This window comes from Aquicoccus sp. SU-CL01552 (genome assembly GCF_040365005.1).
Taxonomy (GTDB): domain Bacteria; phylum Pseudomonadota; class Alphaproteobacteria; order Rhodobacterales; family Rhodobacteraceae; genus Antarcticimicrobium.
Genome location: NZ_BAABWV010000001.1, coordinates 404,334 through 423,805, shown reverse-complemented (window position 1 = coordinate 423,805; position 19,472 = coordinate 404,334). Strand labels below are relative to the sequence as shown.

Genomic DNA, 19,472 nt, shown 5'->3' with positions numbered 1-19,472 from the left:
TCAAAGAGAAGAAGCAGGGGCGCGCGCGATGAGGATCACCTGTCCGCTCTGCGGCGAGCGGGATCGCCGGGAATTCTATTACAAGGGCGCGGCACTGGCGCTGGAGCGGCCGGAACCTGATGCGGGCGCGGCGGCCTGGGACGCCTATGTGTTTCTGCGCGACAACCCGGCGGGCGAGACCCGGGACCTGTGGTATCACGCCGATGGCTGCGGTGCCTGGATCGTGGTCACCCGCGACACGGTGAGCCACGCGGTGCTGGACTGCCGGCTGGCCGGGGAGGTGGGCGCATGAGGATCGCGGGCAAGGGGCTGCTGGATCGGTCACGCTCGGTGCCGTTCCGGTTCGACGGGGTGCGCCATGCCGGGCTGGAGGGCGATACGCTGGCCTCGGCACTGCTGGCGAACGGGGTGCGGTTGGTGGGGCGGTCGTTCAAGTATCATCGGCCGCGCGGCATCCTGACGGCGGGCAGCGAGGAACCCAATGCGCTGGTGACGGTGGGGGCGGGGGCGCGGCAGACGCCCAACACCCGTGCCACGGTGCAGGAGATCCACCCGGGGCTGGAGGCGCGCAGCCAGAATGCCTGGCCGTCGCTGAAGTACGATCTGTTGAGCCTGAACAACCTGGCCGCGCCGTTCTTTGGCGCCGGGTTCTACTACAAGACCTTCATGTGGCCCAAGGCGTTCTGGGAAAAGCTTTACGAGCCGGCGATTCGCCGCGCCGCCGGGTTGGGGGCGCTGTCGGGGGCCCCGGATCCGGACCGCTATGAGCGTGCCTTTGCATTCTGTGACCTGTTGGTGATCGGGGCCGGGCCCGCCGGGCTGATGGCGGCTTTGGTGGCGGGGCGCGCCGGGGCCGAGGTGATCCTGGCCGACGAGGACATGCGCATGGGCGGGCGGCTGCTGGCCGAATGCGAAGAGATCGACGGACGGCCGGGGCACGAATGGGCCGGCGAGGTTCTGGCCGAGCTGGCGGCGATGGAGAACGTGCGGCTGATGACCCGCACCACCGTCGCCGGGGCCTATGACCAGGGCACCTTCGCGGCGCTGGAGCGGGTCGGCCATCACCGCGCGCCGCAGGAGGGGCTGCCGCTGGAGTGTTTCTGGCGCATCGTGGCGAAACGCGCGGTGCTGGCGGCGGGGGCGCTGGAGCGGCCGATCGCCTTTGCCGACAACGACCGGCCCGGGATCATGACGGCGGGGGCGGTGCGCGCCTATCTCAATCGCTGGGGGGTGAGCCCGGGGCGGCGGGTGTCGGTCTTTGCCAACAACGACGACGCCCATCGCACGGCGCGCGATCTGGTCAAGGCCGGGGTCGACGTGGTGGCGGTGATCGACAGCCGCGCCGATGCGCCGGGGTCGGACCTGTTCGAGGTGCATCGCGGCGCCCATGTGGTCGGCAGCGCCGGGCGGCTGGGACTGGAGGCGATCACCCTGCGCGGCGGCGCGGGGGAGCACCGGGTGGAGACCGATTGCCTGGCCATGTCGGGCGGCTGGAACCCGAGCGTTCACCTGACCTGCCACATGAACGGGCGGCCGGTCTGGCGCGAGGATATCGCCGGTTTCGTGCCTTCGCCCGGTGCGGTGCCTGGGATGGTCGCGGCGGGGGCCTGCAACGGCGCGTTCCCGACGCTGGCCTGCCTGCGCGAAGGGGCAGAAGCCGCACGCGGGGCCCTGGCCGATCTTGGCATTAGCGCGCCGAAAGCCGATCTGCCGGTTGCGGAGGACGCTCGCTATGCCATCTCGCCGCTCTGGGCGGTGGCGGGCAAGGGGCGGGCCTGGCTGGATTTCCAGAACGACGTGACCGTGAAGGACGTCCGCCAGGCGGCGGCGGAGAATTACCGCTCGGTCGAGCATATGAAGCGCTATACCACGCAGGGCATGGCCACCGACCAGGGCAAGAGTTCCAACGTGGCGGCGTTGGCCGTGCTGGCCGATGCCACCGGGCGGGGGATCCCCGAGACCGGAACGACCACGTTCCGGCCGCCCTATAGTCCGATTGCCATCGCGGCGCTGGGCGCGGGCGGGCAGGGCAAGGGGTTTGCGCCCGAACGGTTCACCACCAGCCACAAGGCCAGCACCGAGCGCGGCGCGCCGATGGTGGAGGCGGGGCTGTGGTATCGGCCCAGCACTTTCCCGGCGCCGGGGGAAAAGACCTGGCGGCAGAGTTGTGACCGCGAGGTGGGGATGGTGCGCGCGGCGGTGGGGATCTGTGATGTCTCGACGCTGGGCAAGATCGACATCCAGGGGCCGGACGCGGGGCGGTTTCTCGATTTCGTCTATACCAACATGTTCAGCACGCTGAAGGTCGGGCGGGTGCGCTATGGGCTGATGCTGCGCGAGGACGGTTACGTCATGGATGACGGCACCACCGCGCGGCTGGGGGAGCATCACTACCTGATGACCACCACCACGGCGGCGGCGGGCGAGGTGATGCGGCATCTGGAGTTCGTGCACCAGGGCCTGCGGCCGGAGTGGGACGTGCGCTTCGCTTCCGTGACCGAGCAATGGGCGCAGTTCGCGGTGGCCGGGCCGAAATCGCGCGAGCTGCTGAACGGGCTGCTGGACGCGCCGCTGGAGGCGGGCGACTGGCCGTTCATGGCCTGCGGCGCGGTGCGGGTGATGGGGGTCGCGGGGCGGCTGTTCCGGATCTCGTTCTCGGGCGAGCATGCCTATGAGCTGTCGGTGCCGGCGCGGTTCGGCGACAGCCTGTTTCGGGTTCTGGTGGCGCGGGCCGAGGCGATCGGCGGTGGCGCCTATGGCATGGAGGCGTTGAACGTGCTGCGGATCGAGAAGGGGCTGATCACCCATGCGGAGATCGACGGGCGCACCACCGCTTTTGACATCGGCTTGGGGCGGATGATCTCGGCGAAAAAGGACTGTATCGGCAAGACGCTGAGCCAGCGGCCCGGGTTGACCGACCCGGCGCGCGAGCGGCTGGTGGGGCTGAAGCCGGTGGGCGCGGTCAAGCTGATCACTGCCGGCGGGCACCTGTTCGACAGGGACGCCGCGCCCACGCGCGAGAATGATCAGGGCCATGTCACCTCGGCGGGGTATTCGCCGACGCTGGGGCATGTGGTGGCGCTGGGCTTTCTGCGGCGCGGACCGGAGCGGATCGGCGAGGTGGTGAAGATGGTCGACCATCTGCGTGGGGTGGAAACCCTGTGCGAGGTGGTGAACCCGGTGTTCTTCGATCCCGAGGGAGGGCGCGTGCGTGGCTGAACTTGTTGCGAAATCCCCCTGCGCGGGGCTGCTGCCGCTGGAGATCGGGGCGGTCAAGCTGACCGAGGAGGACCTGGGCGCGGTGACCGCGCTGCTGCCCTACAAGGGGCGGGAAAAGTCGCTGTCGCAGGCGTTGCAGGCGGCCCATGGCATGGCATTTCCGGCGCCGAACAGGGCCACCGGAAAGGCCGGGGCGCGGGCGGTGTGGATGGGGCGCGAACAGGCGTTTTTGATGGGACCTGCGGCCGATCCGGGGTTGGCCGAGCATGCTGCGCTGAGCGATCAGAGCGACGCCTGGGCGGCGGTTCGGCTGGAAGGCGCAGGCGCCGAGGAGGTGTTGGCGCGGCTGGTGCCGGTCGATCTGCGCGGCGCGGTGTTCACGCGGGGGCACACGGCGCGCAGCCAGGTGGCGCATATGCCGGGATCGGTCACCCGGGTGGGCGAGCGGGCGTTCCTGATCCTGGTGTTCCGCTCGATGGCGGTGACATTGGTTCACGACCTGAAAACGGCGATGGAAGCGGTCGCAGCGCGCGGGTAGGGTGGCGGGCGAACACCAACCGATTCAGGAGTTGCCCCGATGTTGATCCGCCTGACCCTTGCCGCCGCCCTTCTGTCCACGCCGGTGCTGGCCGCCGACGCAAAGGAGGAGGCCTGCCGCTACGAGGCACAGGTGATGGCGGCGGTGCAGCAGGCCCGGCTGGACCGAGTCGCGGAGGCCAAGGTGGCCGACCACCTGGCCGCATCCGACCCGAGCTGGCCGGAAAACTACAACGCCGCGATTCCGCAGATGGTGGGCTATGTCTTCCAGATGAAGCGGCGCGAGTTGAAGCAGAACGACCTGGGCACCCTGTGGGAGCAGCAATGCCTGCAAACCTGGGACCAGCGGCAGCAGATGCTGGAAGACATGAAGAACTGATCGCGTCGCGGCGGGCCGTCGATCGCGGTTTTCCGTCCGCGTCCGCTCTGGACAGGCTTGGTCAATGGGAGGATAATCGCGCCCATGTCATTGCCCCCCGGATTCCTGGACGAATTGCGCAGCCGCACCTCGCTTACGCAGGTGGTGGGGCGCAAGGTGATCTGGGACAATCGAAAATCGAACCAGGCCAAAGGCGACATGTGGGCGCCGTGCCCGTTCCACCACGAGAAGACCGCCAGTTTCCACGTCGATGATCGCAAGGGATTCTATTACTGCTTTGGCTGCCAGGCCAAGGGCGACGCCATCGGCTTCGTGAAAGAGACCGAGAACGTCAGCTTCATGGAGGCGGTGGAGATCCTCGCGCGGGAGGTGGGGATGGAGATGCCCGCCCGCGATCCAAGGGCGCAGCAAAAGGCCGACCGGCGCGGGCAACTGGCCGAGGTGATGGAGCAGGCGGCGCAGTTTTTCCGCCTGCAGCTGAACACTGGGGCCGGCACCGAGGCGCGCGATTACCTGGCCCGCCGGGGACTGGACGCGGCGGCGCTGGAGCGCTGGGAGATCGGGTTTGCCCCGCCGGGCTGGCAGAACCTGTGGGATCATCTGCGCGGCAAGGGGGTCGAAGAAGAGCTGATCATCGCCGCCGGGCTGGCGAAACCCTCCAACAAGGGCGGCAAGCCCTATGACACCTTTCGCCACCGGATCATGTTCCCGATCCGCGATGCGCGCGGCCGGGTGATCGCCTTTGGCGGCCGGGCGATGGACCCCACCGACAACGCCAAGTACCTCAACAGCCCCGAGACCGAGTTGTTCGACAAGGGCCGGTCGTTGTTCAACCACGGTCCGGCGCGGGCGGCGGCGGGCAAGGGGCAGCCTCTGGTGGTGGCCGAGGGCTACATGGACGTGATCGCGCTGGTCGAGGCCGGGTTCGCGGCCGCCGTGGCGCCGCTGGGCACGGCGATCACCGAGACGCAGCTGCAATTGCTCTGGCGGATCTCGGACGAGCCGATCATCGCGCTGGACGGCGACAAGGCGGGGCTGGGCGCGGCGATGCGGCTGATCGACCTGGCGCTGCCGCTGCTGGAGGCGGGCAAGTCGTTGCGCTTTGCACTGATGCCCGAGGGCAAGGACCCCGACGATCTGTTGCGCGCCGAGGGGGCCAGGGCGGTGCAGGCGGTGCTGGACGCGGCGCAGCCGATGGTGCGGCTGTTGTGGCAGCGGGAGACCGAGGGCCGGTCGTTCGACAGCCCCGAGCGCAAGGCAGCGCTGGACAAGGCCCTGCGCGAGCGGATCAAGGCGATCCGCGATCCGTCGATCCGCAGCCATTACGGCCAGGAGATCAAGGACCTGCGCTGGGAGCTGTTCCGCCCGAAGAAAAAGCCGCGTGCGCGCGGGCAGGGGGCCTTTGTAGCGGGCGGCTGGAAGGGCCGGGGCGCGGTGCTGGAGGGGCCGGCGGCGTCGACCAAGTCGTCGTTCCTGGTGGCCGCCGGAGACGCGGCCGAGACCCATATGCGCGAGGCGGTGATCCTGGCCACGGCGATTTCTGCGCCGGAGTTGATCGTGGAATTCGAGCACCGGATCGAGGCGATGGGCTGTGCCGATTCCGATCACGCGCTGTTGCGGGACCTGATCCTGCGCAACGCCGAGACCGATCCGGGCGAGTTGAAGGACAGGATTGCGGCCGCTGCCGGGCCGGAGACCCTTGAAAACCTGTACCGGCTGCGCCATGTGGCAATTAACCCCTGCATGCGCAAACCCGGCGATATCGACCTGGCCCGAAAGACACTGGCGCAGGAATTCGCGAAAATCGAGGCGCTGCGAGGGGGATATGCCGAGGTCGCCGAGGCCGAGGAGGAATTGAACGGGATGGCGGACGAGGCCGTGACATGGCGATTGGGCCAGGCGGCGGAGGCGCGGTCGCGGTCCTATCGCATCGAGCTGGACGGAGGCGGTGAATCGGTCGTGGCCAAGAACGGGCTGACCCTGAACAAATCGGATGTCGAGTATCGCGACAAGGTTTTCGACAATATCGATTTCACCCGCGGCGGTCGGTCGCGCGGCTGAGACGCGGACATGGAGACAGGAATCGGACCAGTAATCCCGAGTCGGGCCGTTGAGACGGCGTTTTATATCGAATAGAGGTGGACAATCGGGCCTTCGGGTGACCGAATCGCCGGACCGTACCAAGTGATTCGCATCCGGACGAATCACCTCAAGCCCCTGCAGGAGCATTGAATGGCAGCCAAGGATACCGAGGACCAGAAAACCGAGGACCAGGAACCGGAAATCACGCTGGACATGAGCCAGGCCCAGGTCAAGAAGATGATCGCCGAGGCCCGCGAAAAAGGTTACATCACCTACGACCAGCTCAACCAGGTTCTGCCCCCCGACCAGGTCAGTTCGGAACAGATCGAAGACGTGATGTCCATGCTCTCGGAGATGGGCATCAACATCATCGAGGACGAAGAGGCCGAAGAGGAAGAGCAGAAGGGCTCGACCGAGGTCGCCACCACCGAGAGCGCGCGCGAGGTCACGCTGGCCAGCCAGCAGACCGAGAAGCTGGATCGCACCGACGATCCGGTGCGCATGTACCTGCGGGAAATGGGCAGCGTCGAACTGTTGAGCCGCGAGGGCGAGATCGCCATCGCCAAGCGCATCGAGGCAGGCCGCAACACGATGATCGCCGGGCTGTGCAAGAGTCCGCTGACGTTCCAGGCGATCACCATCTGGCACGACGAATTGCTGTCCGAGGACATCCTGCTGCGCGACGTCATCGATCTGGAGGCCACCTTCGGCAACCAGATGGGCGACGACGACGACAATGCCGAGCCGCTGGTCGATACCTCGACCGTGGCCGCCGACAAGAAGCCCGCGGCCGACAGCGGCCCGGAACTGGATGCGGACGGCAACCCCATCGCCAAGGACGACGACGATGAGGAAGAGGATCAGGCCAACATGTCGCTGGCCGCGATGGAGGCCGCGCTCAAGGACCAGGTCCTGACCACGCTGGAGCAGATCTCGCTCGATTACGCGAAGCTGTCGGAGATGCAGGACAGTCGCATCGCCGCAACGCTGGGCGACACCGGGGCGTTCTCGCAGCGGCAGGAGGACACCTACCAGGCCAAGCGGGCGCAGATCGTCGAGCAAGTCAACGAGCTGCACCTGCACAACAACCGCATCGAGGCGCTGATCGACCAGCTTTACGGCATCAACCGCCGGGTGATGGCGATCGACAGTTCGATGGTGAAACTGGCCGATCAGGCCCGGATCAACCGCCGCGAGTTCGTCGAGGCCTATCGCGGGCGCGAGCTGGACCCGACATGGCTGGACGAGATGGCGCAAAAGCCCGGTCGCGGCTGGCAGATGTTCATCGAACGGTCGACCTCCAAGGTCGAGGACCTGCGCGCCGAGATGGCGCAGGTCGGGCAATATGTCGGCCTCGATATCAGCGAGTTCCGCCGCATCGTTCAGCAGGTCCAGAAGGGTGAGAAAGAGGCGCGCCAGGCCAAGAAGGAAATGGTCGAGGCGAACCTGCGGCTGGTGATCTCGATCGCCAAGAAATACACCAACCGCGGTTTGCAGTTCCTTGACCTGATCCAGGAAGGCAACATCGGCCTGATGAAGGCGGTGGACAAGTTCGAGTATCGCCGGGGCTACAAGTTCTCGACCTACGCCACATGGTGGATCCGGCAGGCGATCACACGTTCGATCGCGGATCAGGCCCGCACCATCCGTATCCCGGTGCACATGATCGAGACGATCAACAAGCTGGTGCGCACCGGGCGCCAGATGCTGCACGAGATCGGCCGCGAGCCGACGCCGGAAGAACTGGCCGAGAAGCTGCAGATGCCGTTGGAGAAGGTCCGCAAGGTGATGAAGATCGCCAAGGAGCCGATCAGCCTCGAAACCCCGATCGGGGACGAGGAAGACAGCCAGCTTGGCGATTTCATCGAGGACAAGAACGCGGTTTTGCCGCTGGATTCCGCCATTCAGGAGAACCTGAAGGAAACCACCACGCGGGTTCTGGCCAGCCTCACCCCACGTGAGGAGCGGGTTCTGCGGATGCGGTTCGGCATCGGCATGAACACCGACCACACGCTGGAAGAGGTCGGCCAGCAGTTCAGCGTGACGCGCGAACGGATCCGGCAGATCGAGGCCAAGGCGCTGCGCAAGCTCAAGCACCCGTCGCGGTCCCGAAAACTCCGGTCCTTCCTGGATCAGTAAGATCGAAAAGGCGCCCTGCGGGGCGCCTTTTTTCATCGAGACGGCTCTTGGGGCCCCGGTCCGATCACGCCCGCGTGTGCGCCTCTATCGGGCCGGCCTGAACCGCGTTATGCTGGCCTCCTGTCCCAAATAGTGTTGTACGCCATGACCCCCATGTCCCGAACTCTCGCAGCTTTCACCGCCCTTTGCCTGGCCCTGCCATTCTCTGCCGAGGCCTTTACCGGGCGGAACGGGACCCGGGTCAATCCGATCAACGACAGCTCTTTCGAGGTGATCACGCGCATTGGCGGGGCGGTTGACGATTACTGGTGCGGTGCCTCTGATTATGCCCGACGGGTGCTGGGCGCGTCCTGGACGGCACAGATCTATCTGTTGCGGGGGCGCGGGCCCAGTGTCACCACCGGCCGCCGCACGGCGGTGCAGTTCACCATGGATGCCGACGCCGCCCCCCCCGAGGGGCAGGGCCAGTTCCAAAAGTACAGCCTGTTGAATCCCGGGTCTCACATGTCGGTGCAAGGGGCGGCGACCTTTTGCCAGATTTCGCCGGTTTGGGATTGAAGCCGACGCGCGTCGGGACATGGGAACCTGTGACAGTCAGGGCCGCAGGTTGACGGCTCGCAGACCGGGCCCGCATGCCGTGTGCCGCAGGCTCTGAGGGCTGCGAAAAAGGCGAACATCTGCCGACCCCCTGCGAATTTGGGCGGAGTTTTTCCGGCTTTTTCCGGCCCGGTTGCTGCGGCAACAAGCGATATGCAATCGAGACCGCGATGAAAAATTTGCGGAGTAACACGATGTCGATTGCAAACGATCTTGAGCTCTACATGCTCGAGCTGATCAACGCCGAACGCGCGGCCGCAGGGGTGGACCCGCTGCAGCTGGAGCAGCATCTCAACGACTCGGCCGAGACCCACAGCGAATGGGTTCTGGCCGAAGATATCTTCTCTCATACCGGGGCGGGCGGCTCGTCCTCCTATGATCGCATGGTCGACGCGGGTTTCGATTTTTCCGGCAGTTCGCGGTCGGGCGAGAACATCGGTTTCCAGAGCGAACGCGGCGCGGCGGGTCTTTTCGACGACGTGGAAGACATCCACGAGCGCCTGATGGACAGCACGTGGCATCGGTGGAACATCCTCAACCCCGACTATGATTATATCGGGATCGGGATCGAACAGGGTGACTACAAGGGGTTCGACTCGGTCATGATCACCCAGAACTTTGCGGCTACCGATGGTACGGTACTGCTCGACAGTGGAGCCGGCGGTACGAGCGGTGGCAGCAGCGGCACCGGCACGGGGGGCAGCAGCAGCGGCTCGGGCGAGATTGTCGGCGACAGCGGCAACAACACCCTGCAGGGCAGCGCCAGCGCGGATCTGATCCGGGGGCTTGCCGGCAGCGATGTCCTCGACGGGCTGGCCGGCGCGGACACGCTGAAAGGCGGCGCCGGAGGGGATCTTTTGTACGGTTGTGGCGGTGGCGACAAGCTGTACGGCAAGAAGGGCAGTGACACGCTGTTTGGTGAGAACGGCGAGGACGTCCTGCGCGGGGGGAACGGCCAGGACACGCTGGACGGAGGCGCGGGCAAGGACAAGCTATATGGCGGCGCCGACGCGGATGTTTTCGCCTTTTCAAAGGCCAGCCAGAACGACAGTCGCTCGGTCCGCGACGTGATCAAGGATTTCGATCGCGCCGATGACATCATCGACCTGTCCGGGGTCGACGCGAATTCAACGCTGTCCGGCAACCAGGCGTTCACCTTTGTCGGCGGCGATGCCTTCAGTGGCGCCGCGGGCGAGTTGCGTTACCGGTCCTGGGCCGATGATGCCAAGCGCGAGATCCAGGGGGATATCGACGGAGACGGGTCAGCGGATTTCTTTATCCTGGTCGACGGGAGTTTAACGCTGACGGCGGGCGATTTCATCCTCTGACGGCCCGGAGGCGGTGCAGGGTCTGGTCGCGATTGCCAGGCCCCGGATCGGCCCCGGTCACGCCGCGGCGGTCCGGGCGTCCTGTGCCAGCGCGGGCAGGGTGAAGGTAAAGGTGCTTCCGACCCCCAACTCGCTTTGTACCGTCACCCGGCCGCCCTGCAGTTCCACCAGTTGCTGCGAGATCGACAGGCCAAGGCCGCTGCCGCCCTTGCCCCGCGTGCCGGAGGAGTCGACCTGGTCGAATTTCCCGAAGATGGTCGCCTGTTTGTCCTCGGGTATGCCACAGCCGCTATCCTCGATATGGAACGCCATCTGGTCGCCCAACTGCTCGGTGCGGATCTTGACATGGCCCTGGTCGGTGAATTTCACCGCGTTGCCGACAAGGTTGATCAGGATCTGGCGCAGCCGCAGATCGTCGGCAAGAACGACGCCGCCGCTTGTCTCGATGCTCAGATCCAGAGATTTCTGTTGGGCGGTTTCGGCCAGTTGGTCCACGACGAAATCCAGAACCGGCGCGATCTCGATGGCGTGCGGGTCGATATTCAGTTTCCCGGCCTCGATCTTGGCAAGGTCCAGGATGTCGTTGATCAGGCTCAGAAGGTGGCGTCCGGACTGGTCCATCTTGCTTGCGAACTTGGCGATCTCCTGCTTGACGGGGGCCAGCTTCTGTTCTGCGTTCTCCGGGGTCAGGGCGCCGGCCTTGATGTCGCTTTCCAGGGCCTTGATCGACGGCAGGTACCCGGGTTTGGCCATCAAGGTGTTGTAGCCGAGGATGACGGTCAGCGGTGTCCGCAACTCATGCGTCATCACGTTGAGAAACTCGGTCTTTGCAGCACTTGCGGCCTCGGCGTCGCGCTTGGCGTTGTAGACGACCGTGATGTCGGAGCCGACGCCGCGATAGCCGGCGAAGTCGCCGTTTTCGTCGAAGATCGGAACCCCGCTCGTGCGGATCCATTTGTTGTCCTTGGTTGCGCCGATCGCCTGGTAGATGAAATCCCGGAACGGCTCATGCGCGCGTTGCTTCTGGTCGAGCCAGTCCCAATCGGCGGTTTCAAAGACCTGCGGGTGGTCCTGGTGAGCCTCGCGGCGGGTCTTGCCAAGCAGATAGGCGATGTCGTTGCTCAGGTAGCTGTCGGAGAGGTAGGTGAACCGCAGATCCTTGTCCATTTCCCACAACCAGTCCCGGCTGAGCTCGGCCACGTTCGAGAACCGCTTTTCGGCCAGGTCGCGCCGGGCAAGCGCATCGCGCAACTCGGCGTTCGAGGCCTCCAGTTCGGCCTGGTGCCGTTTCAACTCGGTGATATCCACCCGGACACCGACCCGGCTGCCATCGGGCATCATGCGCTCGAAGATGCGCAGCCATCTGCCGTCGCCCAACTCTTGATCATGGGTCGATTCCGTCGCCTGGCGCAGGGCCAGACGCTCGGCCAGCCAGGCCTCCTCGCGGCCGATTGCATCCGCGTATTGCCCGTTTTTCAGCCCGACCCGCAGGATGTCCTCGAAGGTGTTGCCGGGCACCAGCGCCTCGGCGCTTTTCTCGTAAAACTCCCGGTAATTCCGGTTGCACAGGACCAGACGGCCCTCGGCATCGTACAGAACGAACCCATCGGGCAGGGTTTCGATGGCCATGTTGAGCTGGAGCCGGGCCTTGTTGCGTTCGGCGCGTTGCCGCAGCAGCTGCTGAACGAAGAAAAGCGTGGTCAGTATGATCAGCAGAAGGCCCAGGTCGGCGGCCCAGTCGATCCGGTAACCCATCGCCCAACCGGCCTCGGGGACCACGCCCAGTTTCAAGGCGTTGCCCGGCACGGCAAGAACGGCAACCTCGGGGTCCTCGTCAAATACCCCGAGGGGGCCGATCGTGTCGCCGCCGGCCTTCATGGTTGTCAGCGCAACGCGAAACCCCTGGTCACCGCCGTCAGCTGCCGCCTTGAGCCGCAGTATATCGTCGAAGGCCGCCTGTGCGTCGACCACGACGGAGACGACCTTGGTGATCGCAGGCGGCTCTGCACCAGGTCGGTACGCCGCCACCGGCGTGCGCACGACGAACCCGGTCTTTCCCTGCAACAGTCGAACCGGCCCCTGAACGGTGACCTGGCCGGTGCGTTGGGACCGGACCAGCGCCGGCCATTGGTGGTGATTGTCGCGAAGATCGAAGCCGATCAGGTGGCGGTTTGCTTCGAGCGGATGAACAAGCGTGATGATCCCGTGTTCGACAAGGGCGATATCGACAATGGAATCGCTTTCCAGGCGGAACCGTTCGGCGATATGGGCAAACCGATCCTGCCCGATTTCGCCGCTCAGTTCGACCGCGGTTGTCAGGCCGCGCGCCCTGAGCATGAAATCGAACACCTCGTGCTCGATCCGCTCCTTGAGGTCTTCTGCGAACCGGGTTGCCTGCTGTCGCTCCGACTCGACAAAGGTCTTGTACCTGATGGATTCGAGCATGACGAAAAAAACGCCAAGCAGCGCGACCACGGCCAGGCCGGAGAGAAGGTTCGCTTTTTTCATGTTTTGCTCTGTACCTGTGCACTTTTTTCCACTCGTCGAAACAGTTCCGCCGGGTGGGCCGTGATTGGCAATTCTCCGTGATCAATGGCGACCTGGGCAAGCGGAAAACCGTTGATATCGAGGTGAAATGCCCCTGTAGTTTCATGAATTCTGAATTCATCTCTCCCTGCGGGAGCCTGTGATCTGCGGAGTCGTCCCGAGGTTGTGCCAGGCTTTGGGGTGTCGCCCGCGTGGCAAGGGCCTGGTGCGGGGTGGGGCGGCTGGGTGCCGTCCCGAACGTGGGGGGCTTCGGTCGCTGTCCTTGGTGTATTCCACCAAACCAAAGCAGCGTGGAATTCCTTTCCCTTCTCGTGGGTCGCACGGTGCGGAGGTGCGCGTTGCCTGCGGCGCGCTCTTGTTTCGGGTCTCGGGGCCAGCGGACCGGGCCTTCCGCGGGCCGGGGACCGGGCGGGTCAGGCGGCGTCCTTCACCGGGGCGGATTGCGCTGGGGCGTCCTCTTCCGGCAGGTCGATGAAAAAGGTCGAGCCGACGCCAGGCTTGCTTGTGAAATCAATCGCGCCGCCATGCGCCTCGACGATCCGCTTGGAGATGTTCAGCCCAAGGCCCGTGCCCTCAAACTGGCGGGCATTGGTGGAATCGACCTGGCTGAACTCCTGGAAGATCTTGGGGCGCGAGGCGTCGGAGATGCCGATGCCGTCATCCGAAACGGAGATCCGGACATTGCCCTCATGGTGCGAGAGCATCACGCGGACCTCGCCGTCGTCGTAGGAGAATTTCGTGGCGTTGGACAGAAGGTTGGTGATCACCTGGTCAAGGCGCACCTTGTCGAACCGTGCAAAATGGCCGCTCGCTTCGGGATCGGTGGTGATAGAGATATTCCGGCGGTCGGCAAAGGGGCGGAACCGTTCGACCACCTCTTGCACCAGGTCGCCGACATCGGCGTTCTCGAAGAAATAGTCGATCTTGCCGGCCTCGGCCTTTTGCAGCAGCAGCAGATCGTTGACCAGATCTGCAAGGCGGCGTGCGTTGCGGGTTGCGATATCCAGCGGTTTTGCCATTTTTTCGGGCGGCTCCCCCAGAATGCCCGAGCTGATGATCTCCAGCGACCCCTTGATCGAGGTGAGCGGGGTGCGCAACTCGTGGCTGACGGTCGACAGGAACTGGGTTTTCGTCTTGTAAGCGGCCTTGGTACGCTCGTGCTCGCGCTCGAGGTTGTGAAGGTTGCGCAGGTAGTTGCTGTATCCGACCAGGAAGCTGCGGGAACATTCAACGATGAACCCGAGAACGAACAGGACGGTGAAGAAGTGCAGCCAAAGCTCGGAAGAGAGCGGAGGCCGCACGATCCAGAGGTCCCGGATCGGGATGTACAGGATGGCGGCAACGTAGATCGTCAGCCGCAGCGCCAGCACGGGCAGGAAGTGGTGGTTGTTGATGGCTGCAAAGACGGCGGCGGAAAACAGCATGAAAAGGGGCATGAAATGCCCGGTTTCGGGGCCCTGCAGGATCGCGAACGAGATGGCGAAGGCCGAGATCACCGTCGCGCTGATGGCCGTGCCGATATAGATGTCGCGCATGGAGCGCCGCACCGCCTTCTCGGTCCATTGCCGGGTCACCAGGATCCTGCGGAAGGTGGCGCCGTCATAGATCTCGGCGGCAAGGGTGAAGGCGTAGGTGATCAGCGCGATCCACCAGTTGTAATAGGCGCCGGCAAGGAAGATGGCGGAGGAATAGATCACGATACGCTGCAGTAGTAGCATGCGCCCGACCTTGGCATAGTCGCGCAGCCTTCGGCGGTCTGCCCAAAGGGTGCCGTTGCCGTCCGCGAATTCGCTTCTCAATTGGCTGATCATGACTGTCCCAGGCCCCTGCCGTGCCTCTGTCTAAACTTGTGTGTTTAATGCAACACGCATAGATTGTACTGGTGAAAATTGATGGAACTTTGGTGCGATTGTGTCAAAACTTGGAACAAACGGGCCGCTGTGCCAAGCAAAAACACGAAAAATATCGGTGGGTTAGATATGGGCTTTCACACGAGGGGCAGGCGACAGGGGGGGCGGGACCTTTTGCCTGAGCTGGTCCCGGCATCGACGGGGCAATCTGATGATTCGCTATCGGGGGTTGCATCGAAACCCGCGCGGAGCATGCCGCGTCCGGGCGGCGCGACAGGGCGCAGGGTCATGCCCAACCGGATGCGCAGTTCGGTCCTCTCCGTGACCACGCAGCACCACTACGGTGAGCTCTACGCCGAGTTCCTGAAGGCAAGGAAACAAGTGTTTATCGACACGAAACAGTGGGATTTACCCCATACCGAGGGGATGGAGTTCGACCAGTACGACACGCCGCAAAGCCGGTCGGTGGTGGTGCATGAATTCGGGCAGGTGCTGGCCGGTATCCGCTTGCTGCCGACGACGGCCCGCTGCGGATGCTATTCCTACATGCTGCGCGATGCCCAGCGGGGGATGTTGGCGGGGATTCCGCCGCATGTCCTTTACGAAAAGGCCCCGGTCGCCGATCACATCTGGGAGGCGACCCGACTTTTCGTTTCGCCCGATGTCGAGGCGGACCGCCGCATTTTCGTGCAGACGCTTTTGCTGTCGGAAATGGCGCGGACGGCGGTGGCCGAGGGGGCAACCCATGTGATCGGGATCGTGCCCGCCGTGTTCAAGCGGTGGATGGCGCGGCTTGGCATGGGGGCGCTGCCGCTGGGGCCCAAGCTTGAGATCGACGGCGACAAGACACAGGCGGCGGTCATGCATGTGGCGGCGGTGGCCGAGGCGCCTGCGAAGAAAACCACCCTGCACTGAAACCGGGACGGGCGGTCGTCCGGGACATGGACGCCGGCGACCGGCACACTGGGGGGCCGGGCCACCGCAGCATTAGATCTGCACCGGCCTTTCGGAGTATTCCGACGACAGCCCGGTCATGGTCGGCAAGGTGCGGCTGAATGTCCGTCGGATCGGGTTTGTCCGCGCCGTGCTGCCCGAGGCGCAGATCGAGCATTTGAATCACAACCTGCTTTCTCGTTGCCCGTGCCGATCAGTTGCGCGGCGCTCCGGTTTTCAGTTTTCACACGTTTACCGAATTTATAAACATCGGCAGACAATCTTTGGGGGATTTTTGCTGTCATCCACATTCTCGCCGGTTTTCTGCTCCAAGCGGACGGTGGTGACCAGTGTTCTGGAGGGGTTCCATGGATTTCGGGCTTGATGTCGAGCGCGCCGCATCGGTCGCATCCCGGGCACATGGCGACATGGTCGGCGTCCTCGTCATTGTCGGCACGGTGGCCGCCCTGGGGTTTGCCGGCCGGCTGGTCTTTGTCGCCTACGGGGATCGGATCAAGGAGATCAATCCCTTTCGCGGTTTCTCGGGCTGGGGGATGATCGGCGTCTCCGTGGCCGTTCTTGCCGGGGGGCTGCTGCTGACCGGGAAGCAACGCGTGGCGCTGATCCGGCTCAAGGCGCATCTGATTGACCCTTTTGTCGTCTCCGTCCTGCACAAGGACAGCTGCGACGTCGCAAGCGGCAAATACTGTGTCGTCGTCTTTGAGGAGGGGCGCGAGATCGTCGTGAACTGGTATGATCGCAGGGTGTCGATGTTCGAGATCGCCAACGATCTCGATTTCAATCCCATCCTGGTCTCCCGGCGTCCGGTGGGTCGCCCGGCCACTGGTGGCGCCTTCGGGGCAGTGGTTGCGCAGGGGCAGGGGCCCGGGTGAGGCAGGTCCGTCGCCTCAGAAGGTTGCCGGCGTTGCCACCCAGAGGATCCGGCTGACGTCCGGGTCGATATTGCGGTACCGGTGCGGCAGGCTGGAGGCGAAAAAAAAGCTGTCACCCTGACCGAGGAAATGGCTTTTCCCGTCGACGATCAATTCGACCCGTCCTTGCAGCACATAGCCGACCTCCTGGCCCGCGTGCTGGATGTCGCCGCCGCTCTCGGCGCCGGGTTCGAGCGTGTGGATATTTGCGTCGAGCAGCAGGTCCGGAAAGGTCGGGGTCAACCGTTCCAGCAGGATCCCCGCGCCGTTCCCGGTATGGCTGACCTTGACCGCGGGGCGGGACTCGGCGCGCATCAGGCTGATCTCGTCATGCGCGGTGTCCCCGGTAAAGAGATGCACGATCGAGGTGTCGAGCGCGGCCAGGATCCGGTGCAACGTGCGCAGCGAAGGGGTGGCCTGTTCGTTCTCGATCTTCGACAGCAACGACGGCGAGCAGCCCACTTCCTCGGCAAGAACACGCAGCGTTTTCTTGTGGGCCTTGCGGGCCTGGCGCAGCCGGGGGCCAAGATCCGACATCGTGCGCGGGGGCGAGTCGTCCGCCGCAAGAGCCTCGACGTCTTCAACCTGCTCAGTTTCCATGCTCACACCCCCGGACTCTGCCTTATTTTTGACCAAAACGTGACCTGGATTCAAATTCCCGCTGTGACTTGTCGAAAAAATTGAATGAAATTCATCTTTCTGGGACAGACACGATTGTGGGTCAAGTCGCCCAAGCAATCTCAGGGAAAGTGGAGTGGAATTCAATATGAGAAACAAATTTCATGGGATCGTGCTGGCGGCCAGCGCCTGCGCGGGCCTTGCGCTTGCCAGCGGTGCCCAGGCGGAAACCACGGTCCATCTGGGCTTTCTCGGGCCGCTGACCGGCGGCAACTCCTCGGTCGGCCTGGGCGGACGGAACTCGGCCGAGCTGGCGATCAAGCTGCGCAACGCCGATCCCGACACCAAGTATACCTACGAACTCGACGCGCTGGATGACGAGTGCAAGCCGAATGTTGGCGTGCAGGTCGCGACCAAGCTGGCGACCAACCGCAAGATTGCCGGTGCGGTGACGCATTACTGCTCGGCCGTGGCGATGGGGACGGTCGACGTCTATCACCGCTTTGGCATGCCGGCGACGATCTGGGGCGCGGTGCTGCCGGACATTACCTATGGCAACGATTACCCCGAGATCACCCGGGTGAACGGCACGATGATCAACCAGAATGAGACCGCCGCCAAGGTGATGACCGGTCTCGGCTACAAGAGCTTCGCGATCGTCCATGACACCACCGATTACGGCAAGGGGCACTTCAACTACCTGTCGAAATACCTTGCCGAGAACGGGGCCGAGGTTGTCGGCGCCTTTGGTGTCACCTCGGACCAACAGGATTTCACCGCTGAACTTACCCAGATCAAGGCGCTCGCCCCCGAGGTCGTGGTCTATGCCGGCCTGACCCCCGGCGGCGTGCGGGTGCGCCAGCAGATGGACAAGCTGGGCATCCAAGCCGTCTTCGAAGGGGTTTCGGGGATCAAGTCGGACGCCTTTTTTGAAGGGCTCGGCGCCGAGCTGGCCGAAGGAACGCTGACCTTCCTCGAAGGGGCCCCGGCCGAGAAACTGCCCGGTGGCGCGTATTTCCTGAGCGAATACGAAAAGGCCGGGTTCTCGACCCCGCCCGAGGCTTACGGTCCCTTTGCCTTTGCCGCGATGGACCTGCTGATCGACGCCGTCGAGGCCGTCGGCCCCGACCGCAAGGCGATTGTCGAGTACATGGGCAAGGTCGAAGGGCATGACTCGATCACCGGGCCGATCTCCTTCGACGATCATGGTCAGAACACCGTGGCGCTGATCACCGGCTATGTCGCTCAGGATGGCAAGTGGGTCGTCTGGGATGACAGCGACTATGCCAAGGGCACGCGCAAGCTGCCGGCGGCCAAGTAACACCACTGGACCTGCGGCGCGGCGGGCCTGTCCTGCCGCGCCTGCCTTCCGAGAAAAGAGGGAATGATGGATTTCGGATTGATCGCCCAATACGTGGCGAACGGCATTTTGCTGGGCACGATGTACGCGCTGGTCGCGGTCGGGTTCACGCTGTTCTTCGGTGTGCTCGACGTCATCAAGTTCAGTCACGGCGACGTGCTGATGTTGGGGACCTTCATCGGTTTCACCGCCTGGCTGGGGCTCGAGGCCATCGGAGTCAGCAATCCGTGGCTGCAACTGCTCGGCATCCTGCTGTGCAGCCTTGGCGCCACCGCGCTGATCGGCGCGGCGATTGCCAAGTGGCTGGTGCTGCCGCTCAAGAATGCGCCGCAGCTCAACACGCTGCTGATCACCCTCACGCTGGGCACCGCGATCCGCGAGGCGGTCCGGCTGTTCTATCCCAACGGCTCGAACCCCAAGGCGTTTCCGGCGCTGCTGCCGGATGCCGCGATCGAGATCGGCAACTTTTCCCTGCGCGCCGACAGCGTGATCCTTGTGCTGGCCGGGCTGGGGCTGATCGGGCTCTTGAACTTGGTGATCAACCGGACCCGCCTCGGGCTGGCGATCCGGGCCGTCGCGCAGGACGAGGAGACCGCGCGGATCATGGGCATCAACTATACGCTGGTGGTGCTGGCCACCTTTGCGCTGGGCTCCGGCGTGGCCGCCTTTGCCGGCGTCATGAACGGGCTTTACTACAATGAAATCAATTTCGGCATGGGGCTGATCCTGGGGCTGATCGGGTTCTCGGCGGCCATCGTCGGCGGGTTGGGCAACCTTTACGGCGCGATCCTCGGTGGCTTCCTGTTCGCCGGGCTGCAGACGGTCGGGGCTGCCCTCTTGCCCTTTGCGTCCGCCTACAAGGACGTTTTCGCCTTTGCCGTCGTCATCGCATTGATGGCGTGGAAACCGACCGGGTTGATCCCCGAACGCTCCAGTGACCGGGTGTGATGC

The 19,472-nt window shown here is 64.4% G+C and carries 16 protein-coding genes; 13 read left to right on the top strand and 3 right to left on the bottom strand.

The window, feature by feature from the left end; genetic code table 11:
* Positions 1-28: 28 nt before the first annotated feature.
* The 8 genes from ABWV23_RS02000 to ABWV23_RS01965 all read left to right on the top strand — a co-directional run bounded on the left by ABWV23_RS02000 (position 29) and on the right by ABWV23_RS01965 (position 10,281).
* On the top strand, positions 29-292 hold the full coding sequence (locus ABWV23_RS02000) for a sarcosine oxidase subunit delta (protein ID WP_353344387.1): 264 nt from the start codon (positions 29-31) through the stop codon (positions 290-292).
* Positions 289-3,219 carry a sarcosine oxidase subunit alpha family protein gene (locus ABWV23_RS01995; RefSeq protein ID WP_353344385.1) on the top strand — a complete coding sequence of 977 codons (2,931 nt, stop codon included), beginning with the start codon at positions 289-291 and terminating at the stop codon, positions 3,217-3,219. Before ABWV23_RS02000 ends, ABWV23_RS01995 begins: the two co-directional genes overlap by 4 nt.
* A complete protein-coding gene (locus ABWV23_RS01990; protein WP_353344383.1) occupies positions 3,212-3,757 on the top strand; it encodes a sarcosine oxidase subunit gamma in 546 nt (181 codons plus the stop codon). Before ABWV23_RS01995 ends, ABWV23_RS01990 begins: the two co-directional genes overlap by 8 nt.
* Positions 3,758-3,796: 39 nt before the next feature.
* Positions 3,797-4,135, top strand: coding sequence for a hypothetical protein (locus ABWV23_RS01985; protein ID WP_353344381.1), 339 nt, complete (start codon positions 3,797-3,799; stop codon positions 4,133-4,135).
* Positions 4,136-4,219: 84 nt separating this feature from the next.
* Positions 4,220-6,196 (top strand): DNA primase, encoded by a 1,977-nt coding sequence (dnaG, locus tag ABWV23_RS01980; RefSeq protein WP_353344379.1) that lies wholly within the window; start codon positions 4,220-4,222, stop codon positions 6,194-6,196.
* 171 nt (positions 6,197-6,367) lie between these two features.
* Complete coding sequence (rpoD, locus tag ABWV23_RS01975) at positions 6,368-8,356, top strand: RNA polymerase sigma factor RpoD (protein WP_353344377.1); 1,989 nt, start codon at positions 6,368-6,370, stop codon at positions 8,354-8,356.
* Between the two features lie 153 nt (positions 8,357-8,509).
* Positions 8,510-8,914, top strand: coding sequence for a hypothetical protein (locus ABWV23_RS01970; protein ID WP_353344375.1), 405 nt, complete (start codon positions 8,510-8,512; stop codon positions 8,912-8,914).
* Positions 8,915-9,147: 233 nt separating this feature from the next.
* Entirely contained in the window at positions 9,148-10,281 is a 1,134-nt protein-coding gene (locus tag ABWV23_RS01965; RefSeq protein ID WP_353344373.1) for a CAP domain-containing protein, read from the top strand.
* 57 nt (positions 10,282-10,338) lie between these two features.
* Here ABWV23_RS01965 and ABWV23_RS01960 read toward each other — a convergent pair whose 3' ends face one another.
* Positions 10,339-12,789, bottom strand: coding sequence for a sensor histidine kinase (locus ABWV23_RS01960; RefSeq protein WP_353344371.1), 2,451 nt, complete (start codon positions 12,787-12,789; stop codon positions 10,339-10,341).
* A 452-nt stretch (positions 12,790-13,241) separates the two neighbouring features.
* Positions 13,242-14,627: a sensor histidine kinase gene (locus tag ABWV23_RS01955; RefSeq protein ID WP_353344369.1), complete on the bottom strand. Its 1,386-nt coding sequence runs from the start codon at positions 14,625-14,627 to the stop codon at positions 13,242-13,244.
* Positions 14,628-14,966: 339 nt separating this feature from the next.
* Here ABWV23_RS01955 and ABWV23_RS01950 point away from each other — a divergent pair, with 339 nt between their 5' ends.
* The 3 genes from ABWV23_RS01950 to ABWV23_RS01940 all read left to right on the top strand — a co-directional run bounded on the left by ABWV23_RS01950 (position 14,967) and on the right by ABWV23_RS01940 (position 16,504).
* Positions 14,967-15,593, top strand: coding sequence for an acyl-homoserine-lactone synthase (locus ABWV23_RS01950; RefSeq protein ID WP_353344367.1), 627 nt, complete (start codon positions 14,967-14,969; stop codon positions 15,591-15,593).
* Positions 15,594-15,711: 118 nt separating this feature from the next.
* Positions 15,712-15,996 (top strand): hypothetical protein, encoded by a 285-nt coding sequence (locus ABWV23_RS01945; RefSeq protein WP_353344365.1) that lies wholly within the window; start codon positions 15,712-15,714, stop codon positions 15,994-15,996.
* Positions 15,980-16,504: a hypothetical protein gene (locus tag ABWV23_RS01940; RefSeq protein ID WP_353344363.1), complete on the top strand. Its 525-nt coding sequence runs from the start codon at positions 15,980-15,982 to the stop codon at positions 16,502-16,504. Before ABWV23_RS01945 ends, ABWV23_RS01940 begins: the two co-directional genes overlap by 17 nt.
* Positions 16,505-16,519: 15 nt before the next feature.
* On the opposite strand, the gene ABWV23_RS01935 is transcribed toward ABWV23_RS01940, so the two are convergent.
* A complete protein-coding gene (locus ABWV23_RS01935; protein ID WP_353344361.1) occupies positions 16,520-17,143 on the bottom strand; it encodes a cupin domain-containing protein in 624 nt (207 codons plus the stop codon).
* Between the two features lie 166 nt (positions 17,144-17,309).
* Here ABWV23_RS01935 and ABWV23_RS01930 point away from each other — a divergent pair, with 166 nt between their 5' ends.
* Both ABWV23_RS01930 and ABWV23_RS01925 read left to right on the top strand, forming a co-directional pair.
* A complete protein-coding gene (locus ABWV23_RS01930; RefSeq protein WP_353344359.1) occupies positions 17,310-18,482 on the top strand; it encodes a branched-chain amino acid ABC transporter substrate-binding protein in 1,173 nt (390 codons plus the stop codon).
* 66 nt (positions 18,483-18,548) lie between these two features.
* Entirely contained in the window at positions 18,549-19,469 is a 921-nt protein-coding gene (locus tag ABWV23_RS01925; RefSeq protein WP_353344357.1) for a branched-chain amino acid ABC transporter permease, read from the top strand.
* Positions 19,470-19,472 lie beyond the last annotated feature (3 nt).

Bases quoted from the DNA above. Each gene is read 5' to 3' on its own strand.
- ABWV23_RS01965 (WP_353344373.1), top strand. From the start codon at position 9,148: ATGTCGATTGCAAACGATCTTGAGCTCTACATGCTCGAGCTGATCAAC.
- ABWV23_RS01995 (WP_353344385.1), top strand. From the start codon at position 289: ATGAGGATCGCGGGCAAGGGGCTGCTGGATCGGTCACGCTCGGTGCCG.
- ABWV23_RS01930 (WP_353344359.1), top strand. From the start codon at position 17,310: ATGAGAAACAAATTTCATGGGATCGTGCTGGCGGCCAGCGCCTGCGCG.
- ABWV23_RS01925 (WP_353344357.1), top strand. From the start codon at position 18,549: ATGGATTTCGGATTGATCGCCCAATACGTGGCGAACGGCATTTTGCTG.
- ABWV23_RS01940 (WP_353344363.1), top strand. From the start codon at position 15,980: ATGGATTTCGGGCTTGATGTCGAGCGCGCCGCATCGGTCGCATCCCGG.
- rpoD (WP_353344377.1), top strand. From the start codon at position 6,368: ATGGCAGCCAAGGATACCGAGGACCAGAAAACCGAGGACCAGGAACCG.
- ABWV23_RS01945 (WP_353344365.1), top strand. From the start codon at position 15,712: ATGGTCGGCAAGGTGCGGCTGAATGTCCGTCGGATCGGGTTTGTCCGC.
- ABWV23_RS01950 (WP_353344367.1), top strand. From the start codon at position 14,967: ATGCCCAACCGGATGCGCAGTTCGGTCCTCTCCGTGACCACGCAGCAC.
- ABWV23_RS02000 (WP_353344387.1), top strand. From the start codon at position 29: ATGAGGATCACCTGTCCGCTCTGCGGCGAGCGGGATCGCCGGGAATTC.
- dnaG (WP_353344379.1), top strand. From the start codon at position 4,220: ATGTCATTGCCCCCCGGATTCCTGGACGAATTGCGCAGCCGCACCTCG.
- ABWV23_RS01985 (WP_353344381.1), top strand. From the start codon at position 3,797: ATGTTGATCCGCCTGACCCTTGCCGCCGCCCTTCTGTCCACGCCGGTG.
- ABWV23_RS01935 (WP_353344361.1), bottom strand. From the start codon at position 17,143: ATGGAAACTGAGCAGGTTGAAGACGTCGAGGCTCTTGCGGCGGACGAC.
- ABWV23_RS01960 (WP_353344371.1), bottom strand. From the start codon at position 12,789: ATGAAAAAAGCGAACCTTCTCTCCGGCCTGGCCGTGGTCGCGCTGCTT.
- ABWV23_RS01970 (WP_353344375.1), top strand. From the start codon at position 8,510: ATGTCCCGAACTCTCGCAGCTTTCACCGCCCTTTGCCTGGCCCTGCCA.